This window comes from Longimicrobiales bacterium (genome assembly GCA_035764935.1).
Classification (GTDB): domain Bacteria; phylum Gemmatimonadota; class Gemmatimonadetes; order Longimicrobiales; family RSA9; genus DASTYK01.
The window spans coordinates 14,326-29,575 of record DASTYK010000184.1; the positions used below are offsets into that span (position 1 = coordinate 14,326).

Annotated in this window: 16 protein-coding genes; 5 read left to right on the top strand and 11 right to left on the bottom strand. The window is 67.9% G+C overall.

The genetic code is table 11. The annotated features are described in order from the left end of the window. Positions 1-6 precede the first annotated feature (6 nt). The gene (locus VFU06_16155) at positions 7-984 is read right to left on the bottom strand and encodes a ParB/RepB/Spo0J family partition protein (GenBank protein ID HEU5210929.1); all 978 of its coding nucleotides are present in this window, start codon (positions 982-984) and stop codon (positions 7-9) included. Further along, positions 981-1,784, bottom strand: coding sequence for an AAA family ATPase (locus VFU06_16160; GenBank protein HEU5210930.1), 804 nt, complete (start codon positions 1,782-1,784; stop codon positions 981-983). Before VFU06_16160 ends, VFU06_16155 begins: the two co-directional genes overlap by 4 nt. Before the next feature lie 623 nt (positions 1,785-2,407). Between VFU06_16160 and VFU06_16165 the strand changes: the two genes are divergently transcribed. Further along, positions 2,408-2,680, top strand: a complete 273-nt coding sequence (locus VFU06_16165) for an acylphosphatase (protein ID HEU5210931.1) — start codon at positions 2,408-2,410, stop codon at positions 2,678-2,680. A gap of 68 nt (positions 2,681-2,748) precedes the next feature. Here the strand turns inward: VFU06_16165 and VFU06_16170 are convergent, their stop codons facing one another. The 5 genes from VFU06_16170 to rpmH all read right to left on the bottom strand — a co-directional run bounded on the left by VFU06_16170 (position 2,749) and on the right by rpmH (position 6,029). Beyond that, complete coding sequence (locus VFU06_16170) at positions 2,749-3,006, bottom strand: hypothetical protein (protein ID HEU5210932.1); 258 nt, start codon at positions 3,004-3,006, stop codon at positions 2,749-2,751. A gap of 362 nt (positions 3,007-3,368) precedes the next feature. Then, positions 3,369-5,042: a membrane protein insertase YidC gene (gene yidC / locus VFU06_16175; protein ID HEU5210933.1), complete on the bottom strand. Its 1,674-nt coding sequence runs from the start codon at positions 5,040-5,042 to the stop codon at positions 3,369-3,371. A gap of 6 nt (positions 5,043-5,048) precedes the next feature. After that, positions 5,049-5,525, bottom strand: a complete 477-nt coding sequence (yidD, locus tag VFU06_16180; protein HEU5210934.1) for a membrane protein insertion efficiency factor YidD — start codon at positions 5,523-5,525, stop codon at positions 5,049-5,051. Continuing rightward, a complete protein-coding gene (gene rnpA / locus VFU06_16185; protein HEU5210935.1) occupies positions 5,483-5,872 on the bottom strand; it encodes a ribonuclease P protein component in 390 nt (129 codons plus the stop codon). Before rnpA ends, yidD begins: the two co-directional genes overlap by 43 nt. 10 nt (positions 5,873-5,882) lie before the next feature. Then, positions 5,883-6,029 (bottom strand): 50S ribosomal protein L34, encoded by a 147-nt coding sequence (gene rpmH, locus VFU06_16190; GenBank protein HEU5210936.1) that lies wholly within the window; start codon positions 6,027-6,029, stop codon positions 5,883-5,885. A 212-nt stretch (positions 6,030-6,241) separates the two neighbouring features. Here rpmH and dnaA point away from each other — a divergent pair, with 212 nt between their 5' ends. The 3 genes from dnaA to VFU06_16205 all read left to right on the top strand — a co-directional run bounded on the left by dnaA (position 6,242) and on the right by VFU06_16205 (position 9,780). Continuing rightward, positions 6,242-7,687, top strand: coding sequence for a chromosomal replication initiator protein DnaA (gene dnaA / locus VFU06_16195; protein ID HEU5210937.1), 1,446 nt, complete (start codon positions 6,242-6,244; stop codon positions 7,685-7,687). Between the two features lie 369 nt (positions 7,688-8,056). Next, the gene (dnaN, locus tag VFU06_16200) at positions 8,057-9,172 is read left to right on the top strand and encodes a DNA polymerase III subunit beta (GenBank protein HEU5210938.1); all 1,116 of its coding nucleotides are present in this window, start codon (positions 8,057-8,059) and stop codon (positions 9,170-9,172) included. 5 nt (positions 9,173-9,177) lie between these two features. Next, positions 9,178-9,780 carry a flavin reductase family protein gene (locus VFU06_16205; protein ID HEU5210939.1) on the top strand — a complete coding sequence of 201 codons (603 nt, stop codon included), beginning with the start codon at positions 9,178-9,180 and terminating at the stop codon, positions 9,778-9,780. A gap of 478 nt (positions 9,781-10,258) precedes the next feature. On the opposite strand, the gene pyrE is transcribed toward VFU06_16205, so the two are convergent. Both pyrE and VFU06_16215 read right to left on the bottom strand, forming a co-directional pair. After that, positions 10,259-10,822, bottom strand: coding sequence for an orotate phosphoribosyltransferase (gene pyrE / locus VFU06_16210; protein ID HEU5210940.1), 564 nt, complete (start codon positions 10,820-10,822; stop codon positions 10,259-10,261). Between the two features lie 170 nt (positions 10,823-10,992). Further along, on the bottom strand, positions 10,993-11,547 hold the full coding sequence (locus VFU06_16215) for a DNA-3-methyladenine glycosylase I (protein HEU5210941.1): 555 nt from the start codon (positions 11,545-11,547) through the stop codon (positions 10,993-10,995). Between the two features lie 77 nt (positions 11,548-11,624). Between VFU06_16215 and VFU06_16220 the strand changes: the two genes are divergently transcribed. Then, on the top strand, positions 11,625-12,824 hold the full coding sequence (locus VFU06_16220; protein HEU5210942.1) for a glutamate-cysteine ligase family protein: 1,200 nt from the start codon (positions 11,625-11,627) through the stop codon (positions 12,822-12,824). A gap of 29 nt (positions 12,825-12,853) precedes the next feature. Here the strand turns inward: VFU06_16220 and VFU06_16225 are convergent, their stop codons facing one another. Both VFU06_16225 and rho read right to left on the bottom strand, forming a co-directional pair. Further along, a complete protein-coding gene (locus VFU06_16225; protein ID HEU5210943.1) occupies positions 12,854-13,267 on the bottom strand; it encodes a hypothetical protein in 414 nt (137 codons plus the stop codon). A 211-nt stretch (positions 13,268-13,478) separates the two neighbouring features. After that, positions 13,479-14,621 (bottom strand): transcription termination factor Rho, encoded by a 1,143-nt coding sequence (rho, locus tag VFU06_16230; GenBank protein HEU5210944.1) that lies wholly within the window; start codon positions 14,619-14,621, stop codon positions 13,479-13,481. Positions 14,622-15,250: the final 629 nt, after the last annotated feature.

Genomic DNA, 15,250 nt, shown 5'->3' on the forward strand with positions numbered 1-15,250 from the left:
TCTGCCTCAGGATACGACGTCCAGGGCGGAGCGGCCCGCCAGGATCTCGAAGAGCCGCTCGAAGTCTTCGGCGCCGTAGAACGGGATTTCCAGCTTTCCCTTCATGCCGCGCCCGCGCTTGATGCGTACATCCGTGCCCAGCGCCCGCTGCAGCTCCTCCTCGAGCTGCCGCTCCGTGGCGTCCCGCTGCTTTTCCTGCCGCGGGCGGCGCCGGCTGGCACCCCGGGTCCGCTGGACTTCCGCTTCGACCTCGCGCACGCTCCACCCCTGCTCGACAGCGCGCCTCGCGAGGTCGGCAATGGTGCGGTCGTTGTCGGCGCCGAGCAGCGCGCGCGCATGCCCCGCGGAAAGACGATTCTCGGAAAGGAGCACGCGGACGCTGGCGGGCAGCTGGAGCAGGCGGATCGCGTTGGCCACCGTGGAGCGGTCCTTCCCCACGACGTCCGCGATCTGCTGCTGCGTCAGCGAGAACTCCTGGCCCAGGCGCTCGTAGGCCTGGGCTTCTTCCAGCGCGTTGAGCTGCGCCCGCTGGATGTTCTCGACCAGCGCGAGCACCAGCATGGTGCGGTCGTCGACGTCGCGCACGACCGCGGGGATGTCGGTCCAGCCCAGCCGTGTCGCGGCGCGCCAGCGGCGCTCACCGGCGACCAGCTCCCAGCGCGTGGCGCCCGGCCCATCGACCGGTCGGACGACAATCGGCTGCAACAGCCCGTTCGCCTCGAGGGAAGCGGCAAGATCGGCCAGCTCCTGCTCGGAGAACTCGCGGCGCGGCTGATAGGCGTTGGGACGGACGTCGGCGATGCGGATCCGGCGGGCTTCAGGCTGTTCCTGGGTGGCATGGCCGGTGACCTCGGCCGCAGCCTGCTCGCCCAGGTAGTCTCCGAGCAGCGCGCCGAGCCCCTTGCCCAGCCGCTTGCCCGACCGTTTGTCGTCGCGCGGCCGGCTTTCCCGGGCGCGCCCGCCGGTCGGCTCGGGCGCGCTCATGCGACACCTTCCTCGGCCTGGCGCGTCGCGTGGGCGGCGTCGTGGGCGATGATCTCGCGCGCCAGCGCCAGGTAGCTCTGCGAGCCGGCGGACAGCACGTCGTAGACGGCGATCGGCTTGCCGAAGCTGGGTGCCTCCGCCAGCCGCACGTTGCGCGGGATCACGCTGCTGAAGACGCGGCTGCCGAAGTACTCCTTGGCCTCGTCTGCGACCTGGCGCGACAGGTTGAGCCGCTGGTCGAACATCGTGAGCAGCACGCCCTCGATCTGGAGCCCGGGATTCAGGCTCTGCTGCACCAGGCGGATCGTGTTCAGGAGCTGGGACAGCCCTTCCAGCGCGTAGAACTCGCACTGGATCGGGATCAGGACGGTGTCCGCCGCGGCCAGCGTGTTCAGCGTGAGCAGTCCGAGCGACGGCGGGCAGTCGACGAGCACGTAGTCGTACGCTTCGCGCACGTCTGCCAGCGCGTTGCGCAGGCGCAGCTCCCGGTCCTCCCCCTCCACCAGCTCGACCTCCGCCCCGACCAGGTCCTGGCTCGAGGGGATGACGTCCAGCAGGGGGAAGTGCATGCCCCGGAGCGCGGCCTCCTCGGCCGGCGTCGCGCCGATCAGCACGTCGTAGGTCGAGCGTTCGACGGTGTTCTTGTCGATGCCCAGGCCGCTGGTGGCATTCCCCTGCGGGTCCATGTCGACGATGAGCGTGCGCCGCTCCGCGACGGCGAGGCCCGCGCCGAGGTTGATTGCGGTGGTCGTTTTGCCGACCCCGCCCTTCTGGTTGGCGATCGCAATGACGCGGGACATGCGCTCCGTGTGCCGGCTCAGTGTGGGGGGATGAATATAGGTGCGTGGTGCGGGAGGGTAAAGCAGGGACGGGGGCGCGGACATGGCTGCGTGGGTGTTTCACGTGAAACACGAGCGGGTTTGGTGGTTCTTTTTCACGCAGAGACGCGGAGGAGCAGAGCCGCGGAGCGAGCTTGCGCCGCTTGCCGGCAGCGTGGAGCCCCTGTTGCGCCCGGCTCCGGCACGACCGGGGAAATGCAGCGCCTCCCGGGAGGGCACGCTGCACCCTCCCCGGCATGCTGCACCCCGCCCCCGCCAGACCGGCGAAGAGCCAGTTACGCCCCGCCTCGCCAGCTCTTCGCGGAACATCGACATTGTTTCACGTGAAACTTCCATTGCGATATGCGGGGTGCCTGCATCGCATTATGCAAACCCGCCGCTACGACAACACCTCTTGGCGCCGGGGCACCTGGGACTACCTTCAGCTTCCGTAGGACTGCATCCCGCAGGGTAGGCAGCAGGGCCGCCCGTCACGCGGTTGCCTGCGGGCGGCGCTGCCTCTGATCGGGCACGCAGCAAGCGGAGGACGAAGCGTCGCTTCCAGAAGGAGCGGCGGACAGCACTCACGAAAGGCGGCTGAGTTGGTGGATCGGATACGCGTGCTGATCACCGGGCGGGTACAGGGCGTCGGGTATCGAGCCTGGGCAGTTCACCAGGCGCGCAAGCTCGAGGTGCGTGGCTGGATCCGCAATCGGGCGGACGGGGCGGTGGAGGCAGAGGTCGCGGGCGACCCGGATGCGGTGGCGCGCATGCGTGATCTGCTTGCACAGGGTCCTCCCCTCGCGCACGTCGATCGGCTGGTCGATGAGCAGCCGGGCATCGAGTCGTTACCGGAGACGTTTCAGACGGTGTGGTGACCCTTCCATGACGTGACGTGCGTGCGCACGCACGGTCTCGACTCACTGGCAGCATCGTGCAGCGCCGCTCAGCGCCGGCTCGAGGGATCCTCGTGCCGGCGTCGCTGCATGTTCGACACAATGCGATCTGCCAACACCTGGCTGTGGCGGTAAAGCGAGCTGCCCACGACGATCGCACCGCCAAGGCCAAGCACCATCGCGATGCGTGCATCACCGCCAAGTCCGTTGCGCATGAGAAAGGCCGTCTCAGCTACGTGGAGGGCAAGCTGCAGACTGGCCACTGCCACCAGCGTCACTGCAAGAGCCCGAATGCCGATGAGAATCACGGGACCTGGACGTGTCATCGAAGACCTCGAGGGTACGTGTGCGCCGTGAACACCAGAGTTCGCCGTCGATGGACGTGTCTCGACAGCCGGGGATGTAATTTCACCACGTCCTGCTGTACGCTGCTTCGGCCGGCCATTCCCGACCAGTCAGAATCTCCATGATTCGAACGAACACGCCAGACCGAACGCGCCTGCGTGGTCCGACTGAAACATGCGACGGTTCGTCGCTTCCCGATTAGCCTGATTCCATTCCTCCGCGCAAAGACGTACTACGGCATTTCGCCCAAACGAAAACGGACCGGCCACCGAAGCACCCGATCCGTTCTCCGCGTCCTCAGCGCCTCGGCGGTGAAGACAATCCGCTATTTACGCGAAGCATGCCATTTCTTGCGCTCGCGCATCAGCTGGAACTGCTGCGGAATCGACGCGACGTTCTGCGCGACGTAGTACAGGTTCAACCCCGACGCGAAGCGCAGGAAGATTACCGTCATGAAGATGGGCATGAAGTACATCATCATCTTCATCTGCGGGTTCTCGAGATGCGCCGGCGTCGACTTCATCGTGATGAACTGCTGCAGGAACATCGTCGCGCCGAGCAGCACCGGCAGGATGTAGAGCGGATCGAAGCGTGACAGGTCCGGCAGCCAGAGGAACTCGACGCCGCGGAACTCGATCGTGCCCTGGAAGACGAAGAACAGCGCGATCAGCACCGGGAACGGGATGAGCAGCGGCAGGCAGCCGCCGAGCGGGTTGAAGCCCTCCTTGTAGAGCTTCATCATTTCCCGCTGCATCACCTCCGGGTTCGCCTTGTACTTCTCCTGGATCTCCTTGATGCGCGGCTGCAGCTCCATGTTCTTGAGCTGTGCACGCATGGAGCGCGCGTTGAGCGGCCAGAGCAGCAGGCGCACGAGCACACCGAACAGGATGAGCACCCAGCCGTAGCCGATGTTCAGGTTGGTGTGCAGCCAGACGAGCGCCCAGGTGACGGCATGCCCGATCGGCCGAAGGATCGGACGCAGCAGTCGCCAGCCGTAGGGGTTCACGTCCTCGAGGCCGTTGCCGAACGCGGCGAGCCGGTCGGCGACCTGCGGGCCGATGTAGACGTCGAAGGCGACGGTCCCGTCCGCGGCGGCGGGCAGTGTTGCGACGATGTCCGCCGCATCCTCGACGCCGGTCGGCTGGGCGCGCACGCCGCCGAACGGCAGGCTGCCCTCACCGCTCATCGCAGCGACGAGGAAGTACTTGCTCTTGACCGCGACCCAGGTGAACGGGCCGTTGTGCACGCGCGGCTCGTCGACGGAGCGGAGGTTGACGCTCTCGATGCCCTCGCGCGTGCCGTTCATCACGTAGGCGAGGGAGCGCCGGTCCTCGTTGGGGTCGGCCTCGTTGGAGCGCAGGGTGTGCGGCAGGCCGATCTGGAGCTGCGGCGCTTCCGCGAACCCGCGCGTCAGCAGCGTCGCGCGCAGGGTGTAGTCGTCGGGTGCGAGCGTGTAGGTGAGTACGGCTTCACGGCTGCCGCCGCGCCACGCAAAGCGCACGCGCTGCAGGCCGGCCGAGTCGTCGGCCGCCTCCAGCCGCAGCGGCACCTGCGCAGTCTGGCCCCCCTGCCCCACCACCAGTACGGGCTCAAGCAGGCTGCCGCCCTCGGGCGCGAGCTCGACCGGCTGCCCTTCCGCCACGTCCTCGCCGAACGCCTCGTACTCGCGCAGCTCCGCCGACACGAGTGCGCCGTCGCCCGTGAAACCGAGCTGCAGCAGCGGTGTCGACAGCTGGACCGTGTCCAGCGCCGCGTCGGCGGCTGCGGCCGTTCCCGCCCGCGCGGTATCAACCGCGCCGCCGTTCGCCGCCGGCGCACCGCCACCTGTCGGCGCGGCACGCGTCGTGTCGAGCGTCGGTGCGGCCGTCGAGTCGACGACCGAAACACTGTCGGCAGGCAGGTCACCGGGCGCGGGGCGATCCGGCCCGAACAGCAGGTTCGTGATGATCATGACGCCGATCATCAGGATCACTGCCAGCAGAAAACGTCCGCTTTCCATCTGTCTCTATCTGTCTGGCGAAGCCGCGCCGCCGGGCGACTCCGCATCATCTTCACCTGGCGCCGCGTCGTGCGATCGCGGCCCCGCATCATCTTTGGTTGGCGCCGCATCGTGCGATCGCGGCTCCGCATCGGGTGCTGGCCAGCGCGGCGTGTCCGTGGCCGCGCGCGCAACCGGCTCAGCCGGGCGGTGCTGCTGCCCACCCCCTGGCTCGTGCTGGATCCCCGTGGAGGCGACGCTGGACGCACCGCGCGCCGGCGGCACCGGGTCGTAGCCGCTGCCGCCCCACGGATGGCAGCGGAGCAGTCGCCTGACCGCGAGCCAGCCGCCCCGCGCCGCGCCGTGCACCTGCAGCGCTTCCGCCGCATAGCTGGAGCAGCTCGGCACGTAGCGGCAGGAGGCGGGCAGCAGCGGCGATACCCCTCGCTGGTAGCCGCGAATCAGGAAGACGAGGCCGCGCGCGACAGGCGACGGTCGGTCCATCGTTCCAGCTCCTCGCGCAGCTCCGTGAAGCGGGCGTCGTACGCCTCGCGCCGCGCGCGCACCAGTACGTCCAGCGCGAGGCCGGCTTCCTCCAGCCGCGGCAGCACCTCCCGCCGCAGGAGCTCGCGCAGCCGCCGCTTCACGCGGTTGCGCCTGACGACGGTCTGTCGGTAGCGGGGGACGATAACGCCGACGCGCGGATGTGCAACGGGGGAAGCGGAGTCGAAGACGTCCAGATGGGCCGTCCTGCTCCTCTTCCCCCGGCGAAAAACCGCCTTGATCTCGGTGCCGCGCGTCAGCCGTCGCTCGCGCGGCAGCCGCTGCCTGCCGCCACGGGACGCGCCCACCGCTCGGCCGTTACTTCCGGCCGACCGTTACGACGAGGCGCTTGCGCCCCTTGCGGCGCCGATTGTTCAGAATCTTGCGGCCGGCCTTTGTCGCCATCCGCGCGCGGAAGCCGTGCTTGTTCTTGCGCTTGCGGTTGTGCGGCCGGTATGTCGGCATGCCCATGGAACACCTCGAACAGACGGGCTGCCATCGGGCAGCCGGAGAACGAAAAACCTGTCCAGCAAAGACGTGAAGGATAATCCGATCCGGCCGGGCTGGTCAACCCCACTGCAGCGTAAACCGAAGCTGTCCCGGCGTTGACTTATCCACAACGCCGCCGCTAGGTTCCGCGCCGCTACTTCCCAACCGAGACGTTCTTCGACGATGCAATGGAGCTGACCGCGACCGAGGCCTGGGCCCGTGTGCTGGAACGTGCCCGGCCTCATCTTTCCGAGCAGACGTTTCGCAGTTGGCTCGAGAAAACCGAGCCGCTTGCGCTCTCGCGCGACCGGCTCACGGTCTCGGCGAGCAGCGACTTCGCGGCCGAATGGATCGAGGACAAGTACGGTGATCTCCTGAGCGACGTCGCGGCGCGTGTCTTCGGGCGGCCGATCTCGATTGCGTTCGAGCATCCGCCCGGCTCGGAGGGCGCGCGCACGTCCACGCCGATGGGTCCGCCGCCGGCCACGGAACCGGTGCGCCCGGAGCCGGCCCGCGGCGACGCGCAGCAGGCGTCGTCCGCCGCTGGGTCGGCGAGCTCCGCGCCCGGCGCGCAGGCGACACCTACGGGCGGCGTGACGGGCAACGTCGCATTCGGCAGTCAGCTCAACGAGCGCTACACCTTCGACCGCTTCGTGGTCGGTGCCAACAACCAGCTGTCGGCAGCGGCATGCCGCGCCGTGGCGGAGGCGCCGGCGCGCATGTACAATCCGCTCTTCATCTACGGCGGCGTCGGGCTGGGCAAGACGCACCTGATGCATGCGATCGGTCATGCGATCCTCGGGCGGGACGCGGGCAGGCGCGTCGCATACATCTCGAGCGAGCGCTTCACCAACGACCTGATCGCGTCGATCCAGGAGGGGCGCATGGCGGATTTCCGCCGGCGCTACCGCGAGATCGACCTGCTGCTGATCGACGACGTGCACTTCCTGGGCGAGAAGGAGCGGACGCAGGAAGAGTTCTTCCACACGTTCAACGCGCTGCACGACGCGCAGCGCCAGATCGTGATGACGAGCGACCGTCCGCCCAAGGAGATCCCGGGCCTCGAGGAGCGCCTGGTCTCGCGCTTCGAGTGGGGACTCGTCACGGACATCAAGCCGCCGGACCTGGAAACGCGCGTCGCGATCCTGCGCAAGAAGGCGGAAGACGACGAGATCGCGCTGGACGACGAGGTGCTCACGTTCATCGCGCGCAACTGCCGCTCCAACGTGCGCGAGCTCGAGGGCGCGATCATCAAGCTGCTCGCCTACTCGTCGCTCACACGCCGCGAGGTGACGACGGAGCTGGCCAAGGAAGCGCTCGGCGGCGTGCTCGAGGGACGCACGGTCGAGCTGACGCCGGACCTGATCCGCGAGCGGGTCGCCAGGGAGTTCGGCGTCTCGGTGGACGGACTGGTCTCGAAGAAGCGGACCAAGGAGCTGACCGTGCCGCGCCAGGTCGGGATGTACCTGATGCGCGAATTGCTCGACATCCCGCTGATCGAGATCGGTAAGGCGTTCGGCGGCCGGGACCACTCGACCGTGATCCATTCGATCAACAAGGTCGAGGACGACATCCGGACCGATGACGCGTTCGGCGCGCGCGTGCAGGCGCTGCGCGTCGAGCTGGCAGGGTAGCATGCGACGTCCTGCGTCGGCGTTCGTCGCCTGCGCGGGCGTCGTCCGGTACGGCAGGAAGCTGCGTTGAAATCGTGTGGAATCGCTGTGGAGCCGACTGGCGTGTTTCCACATGGACTCGCGGAATGTGGACGGCGTGGACAGCCATGGCGCTGCGCCAACACGCTTCCCACACTGCGCGGCGGGCATCACAGCAAACGCGCACAACGCGTCTCGAGCCGCGGGGCCCGGTTCTCCACGAACCCACAGCCCCTACTGTTACGACTGATTTGAAATATCTGTTAGTGCGTAGTTCAGTACTGTGTGGAATTCGGGGATCGCATCCGGTGTTTGCACCGTGCGCTCAACGTTCGGGAACGTGAGGGAGGCATGAAACTCAAGATCACGCGCGACAACCTGCAACAGGGTCTTGCCGCGGTCAGTGCCAGCATACCGACGCGCACCACGCTGCCGGTGCTCTCGAACATCCTGATCGAGGCAAGGGACGGCGCGGTCACGATGAGCGGCACCGACCTCGACATCGCCGTAAGCGTGCAGGTGCCCGCCGAGACCGACGAGGAGGGCGCACTCACGGTCCCCGCGAAGAAGCTGCAGGAACTGGCGCGCGAGCTGCCCGAGCATCCCGTGCGCATCACGACCAAGGGCGATCGCCTGGAGCTCGCCTGCGGCCGTGCCTCGTTCCGGCTGAACGGGATGGCACGCGACGAGTTCCCGACGTTCCCGTCCGTCGACTTCGATGCGAGCTGGAAGATCGGCGGCAGTGTGCTGCACGACCTGATCCGCCAGACGTCGTTTGCGGTGTCGACCGAGGAGAGCCGCCCGATCCTGAACGGCGTGCTCTGGCAGCTCACCGACTCCGACATGCGCATGGTCGCGACCAACGGCCACCGCCTCGCCCGGCTGACGGTCCCTGCAAGTGCACCCGGTGCACCGCGCGCCGACCTGATCGTGCCGCCCAAGGCACTCGCCCAGGTCGAGCGGCTGTTCGGCGCCGATGACGAGATCGAGGTCGCCCGCAGCGAGAACCACCTCGGCTTCCGCAAGAACGGCACGCAGGTCTTCACGCGGCTGATCGAGGGCCCCTACCCGAATTACGAGCAGGTCATCCCGCGCGACAACGACAAGAACGCGATCGCGGACAAGAACCAGCTCACCCAGGCGCTGCGTCGCATGGCGGTCGTCGCAAGCGACCAGACGCACCGCGTACGCCTCAGCTTCAACACCAACACGCTGCGCTTCTCCGTCGAGACCCCCGACCTGGGCGAAGCGACCGAGGAGCTGGAAGTCGAGTACGGCGGCGAGGCGCTGGACATCGGGTTCAACGCGAGCTACCTGCTCGAGGTGCTGCGCTACATGCCGAGCGAGGACGTCAAGCTGACGTTCAAGGCCCCCGAGCGTGCGGCGACGATCGAGCCGGTCTCGCGCGACGGCAACGACGCGGCGGACTACCTCTGCCTGGTCATGCCGCTGCGCCTGCTCGAGTAGCAGCCGTGCGCGAGCTGCGAGTAGAAGGCACGTCGTATCCGCTGCTGCGTCACCTGACGCCGCCCGTCGTCGCGATCACGTCGGTCGCAGGCGACAGGACCAACGGCATGATCGTGAACAGCGCACAGCGTGCCTCGCTCGTGCCATCCGTGCCGCGCATCTCGCTCTACATCCTCAAGCCGCACGTCACACACGAGCTGATCATGGAGAGCGGCATCTTCGCCGTGCACCTCCTCCGCAACGATCAGTTCGATGTCATCTGGCAGCTCGGCCTGCAGAGCGCACGCGACGTCCCCGACAAGCTCCAGGCCCTCGAGCTGCACACCGGCGAGACCGGCTGCCCGCTGCTCGTCGACTGCATCGCGTCCTTCGAGTGCCGCGTCATCAACGCCATGGACGCCGGCGCCGCCACGTTCTTCCTCGGCGACGTCGTGAAGGATCACGCAGGCACCGACGGCGACATCATGACCAGCCCCTTCTTCCGCGAGCACATGCCCGCTGACAAGAAACGCGTGTACGAGTCCAACCTCGCCCACGCGATGGAGTACCTGGAGCCGTTGTCGCGCTCGATCGATGCGGTGGGATGGAAAGGACCGCGCCACAAGTAGGGTTTTCTACCACGGAGAACACTGAGCGCACCAAGAAAAGCCGGACGCCCCCTTCAACCGCATCCAACCCGCTGTTCAACAGATCAGATTGCTCTGCCCCCTTGGCATCACTCGCACGTGCCCGGGCGCGGGCGCCTGCGCGCCGACCGTGCCCTGCAGCTCGACACGCGTAACACCAGAACCAGCTCCCTGGCGCCGCAACGGGCCTCATGACCGACAGTGCGCCAGGCGCCCGCTCGTGGAATGGGATGCTTGTCGCCTGGCCGGTCAGGGCGACCGTTGCCGCGCCATTCATCCACCTTTGTCCCCGTGCTTGGCGTCCCAGCGGGCACGACGAGAAGGAAGGGGGGTCGCGCAGGCGCCCCAGCGGGCCTGACGAGGCGCCACGGCGCGTGCCGACGCCCCAACGGGAAAGACGAAGCCGCCCGGAGGCACGCCCAGCCCCCAGCGGCGACCAGGCTCGAGCCGCGCGGTGGCGTCAGAGCCGACCCAGCAGCTCCCGCGCGGTAAACAACGAAAGCACCGGATACCCGCGCCCTTCGATCGCCCCGCGCCCGCCTTCCTCCCGGTCCACCACCGCCAGTACGCCGACTACCTTGCCTCCCGCCTCTTCAACGGCCTGCACCGCGTTCAGCGCGCTCCCGCCGGTCGTGATCGTGTCCTCGCACACGACAACGCGCATCCCTGCCCGGAAGCTGCCCTCGATGCGCTGACCCGATCCGTGCTGCTTGGCCTGCTTGCGCACGGTGAACGCATCGAGCGTGCGACCTGCGGCCGCCGCGGCATGCGCGACAGCGTAGGCAACCGGGTCCGCACCCAGCGTGAGCCCGCCGATCGTGTCGGCCTGCCAGCCGATCTCGTCCAGTGCCGCAAGACCAAGGCGCCCGATCAGGAGCTGGCCGCGACCGGACATGGTCGTCGTGCGCGCGTCGATGTAGTAGTCGGAGCGGGCGCCGCTCGCGAGGACGAAGTCGCCGCGGCGCAGCGAGCGCTCGCAGAGGAGACTGGCGAGCTGGTTGCGCTCGGTGTCGGCTGAGGGCACGTCGGAGGTCTCCGCAAACAGGGGTCTGATCAGTCGGATCGCAGCGACGGCACGACCCGGCGCAGTGAATTCATCGCCGCGAGTACGGCAGGCCGTCCGGGTCACTGCCGCATACGAGCGCGCAGAATCGCGCCTGTGCATGCGGCTCGCAAGCGGATCCGATGTACCGGTCACGGTTGCGTGCTGATGCCGACTGCCCAGGTCCAGGGTGCGCCCGCCGCGATCGTGCGTGCATGCGCCGGGCACTCGGGCACGTGCGCGCCAGGGAGCCAGCCCGTGCTCATGAGGAACTCGTTCACGATCTCGCCGCCCGTGAACACGAACGTCCTGCGGAACAGGTCGCACCATTCCTGCCTGGTGAGCGGGTGATGCGCGCCGATCCAGAGTGAGAACCCGCCGAACTCGTCGCGGATACGCTGCAGTCGGCGTGCATTCTCGATCGCAGCGTTTACCTTGAGTCGATTGCGGATGATGCCGGCGTCTGCGAGCAGGCGAGCGCGATCCCGCTCGCCGTACGCGGCGACGATGTCGATGTCGAAGCCGTCATACGCCTCGTGGAACCGCTCGCGCTTGTTCAGGATCGTCAGCCAGGACAGGCCGGCCTGGTTGATCTCGAGGACGAGTCGCTCGAACAGTTCCGCGTCGCTCTCGAGCGGAAAGCCGTAGTCGTTGTCGTGATAGGGGCCGTGCACCGGATGGCCGGGCGCGTAGTCACAGTACGTCATTGGCAGAAGCGTTGGAGGATCCCGGAGCCCAGGTCGAACCGGGAATGTCCTGCCGACCGCGAAAGGTCACAAGTAGCATGATCATCGGTCCATACCAGGTCGCCGCGCGCTGGCTGCGACGCCACGCGTTCCGCGCATTCGAGGCTCGCAGCATCCGCGCATCCGCGAGCCTGCTGCTCCACGACAGTGCGACCCATCGACCGCCGTCGCTGAATGGACCGGGGCCGGCAATCGTTCCCTTCCTCGAATCATTCGCCCGGCGGAGCGGCTGGACCATCGAGCACGACATTGCGGGCGCGCCGCGCGCCTGTGCGGCACAGGGCTGCTGCGTGCGGATCCTGCCGGGTGGGCAGCTCGAGTATGCGTCGCGCGCACACGCCACGCCACGCGCACTGCATGCCGATCTCGAGCAGACGCTCCGGGCGCTGGTCACGCACGCGGCCGAGTGCGGGCTCACGCTCGTCGCTGCCGGGATCGATCCACTCAATGACCTGGAAGCCGCTCCGCTCCTGCTGCAGTCGGAGCACTACAAGCGCAAGGCCGCGTACTTCGCTGCGATCGGTCACGCAGGCGGGCGCATGATGCGGCAGAGCGCCGGCCTGGAGATCGGCGTCGGTACCGGTGCACCGCTCACCGCGTTCACTGCACTCAATGCTGCAGCACCGGTGCTGGTGGCGGGCTTCGCGAACTCGACCCGGTACGCGGCGGATGACAGCGGGAACGCGAGTTTCCGCGCCGAGGACCGGTTGCGCAGCGATCCCGCACGCACCGGGCTGCTGCCGGACGGACCGCCGCACGAACGCTATGCCGAGTTCGCGCTGGCGGCGCCGGCGATGATGCTGCCGCATACCTTCAACGCGCTGCCGTTCATCGAGCACTGGCGACTCGGCACCAGTGCGGCACAGTGGCGCGAACATCTCGGGACGCTGTTTCCGGAGGTGCGGCCGAACGGTTACCTCGAGGTCCGTTCGGTCGACGCCCAGCCGCCCGGTGCACTCGGGCTCCCGATCCTGATGGTCAGCGCGATCGCCTGGGACGTGCCGCTGCAGGGGCAGGTTCGCAGGCTGATCGGGCCGGCCGATCCGGCACTGCTCGCGCGCGCAGCACGGAGCGGCCTGCGCGACGCCGGCCTGGCGTCGATGTTCACGAGCCTCGTCGACATGACGCTCGATGCCGCTCGTCGGATTGGCGTCGATCTGTACGGGGACGTGCTGGAACGCGCCCACGACGAGGCCTCGGTGCGGACGTCGCATGCTGCGGGTGACGTACGGGCGTAGAGTAGAGTGGTGCAGCGGAGTTTTCGTCGCTAGCGGCGTTTGGTCCTCTTCTCGAACACGACCTCGCCGTTCACGATCATGAAGCGGATGACGCGGTCGCGCGCTTCGGGAAAGGCGTCCATGCGGTCGCGGTAGCGGTCGTTGGAAACCACCGCGGCGTCCAGCTCACGCGCAAAGGAGAGGATGAAGTAGTCGGCGTCGGTGCCGGCGGGTGCCTGCTTGATGGTGCCGTTCTCGACCAGCTCCTCGTACTCCCTCGGCTGATCGATCTGGTGTCGCAGTGCGGCGTCTGCGACGACGACCGGTTCGAAACCATCCTCGCGCAGCCTGTCGCAGACGAGCGTGATGTTCTCGAGCCGCGCCGACTCGCCCTCCGTCGAGTGTGCGACGTTGGACCCATCGACGATCGCGACCTTCTGTGCCTGCTGCTCTGCCTGTGTCATGCATCACCGCTGTCGGGGCTGCACCGCGCACGCGTTCATGGTGCGCGGTGGCAAACGGAATGCCAGTCGGGCTGAAGAGTGCAGCGAAGGCGTCAGAAAAAGGCGAGGCGCACCAGGCGATCCGCGCTCGGACGACGTTGATCGCCGGGCCGCATCACTGCCGGTGCGCCTCCCGCGCTCGGGGCGCGTTACAGCCGGAGCAGTCTCCGCGTCAGGCGCGCGAGCCTGCGTGGTCGATCAGCTCGGCGTTGTCCTTGGAGCGACGCATCCGCGTCAGTAACTGCTGCATGGCATCCGCCGGCGGCAGGTCCGCCAGGTCGCGCCGCAGCCCGTGCGACGCGCGCAGCGCCTTCTCACCCAGCAGCAGCTCTTCGCGCCGCGTCGCACTCGCGTTCAGGTCGATGGCGGGGAATACGCGCTTGTCGGCCAGCTCGCGCGACAGCACCAGCTCGCTGTTGCCCGTGCCCTTGAACTCCTCGAAGATCACGTCGTCCATGCGCGAGCCGGTGTCGACCAGCGCCGTCGCGATGATCGTGAGCGAGCCGCCGCCCTGGCGCGGATCGATCTTGCGGGCGCTGCCAAGGAAGCGCTTCGGCTTCTCGAGCGCATTCGCATCGAGGCCGCCCGTCAGCGTCTTGCCGGTGCTGCGCTCGTTCGTGTTGTACGCGCGCGCGAGGCGGGTGATGCTGTCCAGGATGATGACGACGTCCTGCCCCATCTCGACCCGGCGCCGTGCCCGCTCCAGCGTCATCTCGGCGATCGCGATGTGCCGGTCGGCCGGGTAGTCGAAGCTCGACGCGATCACCTCGCCGTAGCCGCACATCTCCATCTCGGTGACTTCTTCCGGCCGCTCGTCGACCAGCAGGATGAAGAGCGCCGCGTCCGGGTAGTTGTCGACGATGCCCTTGGCGACGTGCTGCAGGATCGTCGTCTTGCCGGCCTTGGAAGGCGCCACGATCATCGCGCGCTGCCCCTTACCGAACGGGACGAACAGGTCGATGATGCGGTTCGTGTAGTCCGGCTGCCCCCGGTATTCCAGGTCGCATTCGAGCCGGAGCTGTTCGTCGGGGTGCTGGGCACTGAGGCGGGCAAACACGGGTCGGCGCGAGGCGCCATCGGCCGGCTCGCCGTTGACGAGCTCGATCGAGACCAGCGGCGGGTTCTTCCCGCGGCCCGGTGACGGGCCCGCCTCGCCGACGATCTCGTCGCCGGCCCGGAGCCCGTACCGCTGGATCATCTTCTGTGCGACGTAGATGTCGCCTTCGCCCGGGAGGTAGCTGGCCTCGCGGCGACGGAGGAATCCGGCGCCGCCCGACGTGATGTCGAGAACGCCGAGCGCTTCTGCGGTCTTCACAACGGTTTCTTTCCCAAGGGGACGTGGCTGAACACTCAAATTGCAACCTGCGGGCCAAGCAGGGCACACGAGCCCCGCTGCCAGGCGGACCGGCAGCCAGGGCCGACCCGCTCGTTAAATATTTTCTGTGTGGAGATGTCGATCCGTGGCCTGCGCCCGGTGGGCGCCCGGAAGGGAGACGGCCACGACCCACCCTTCATCCTCCATCCCGATCACTTCAGATACATGCGGAGGAAGGGCGGGGTTCCACTCGCGGCTGGAAGATAAGGCGGGGCGGCGGGCAGGAACAGGACAAAATCCGGGTTGAACGGCGGGAACTGATCGGGTCCCGGGTCCCGGGTCCCCGGTCTCGAGTCTCGCACACGCACACGCACACGCACAGGTGGATGGCGAGGCTGATTGGTGGGGCTGGCGGGTTGTGGGGGCGGTGGGAGCTTCGGGCGGCGGGACCTCCTGGGGACGGCCGGAACTGCGGGGCACGGTTGGCGCGCCCGCGCCCGCGCCCGGGCAGGTGCGAGTGAGGCTGAGGGGTAGAGCCGAAGAGATTCCTGAACGGCGGGCGCTCACGGGATCCGGGGTTGCATCCGGTCGATCGGCTGCCGCCCGCCTTCGGCGCATCAGATTGCTCT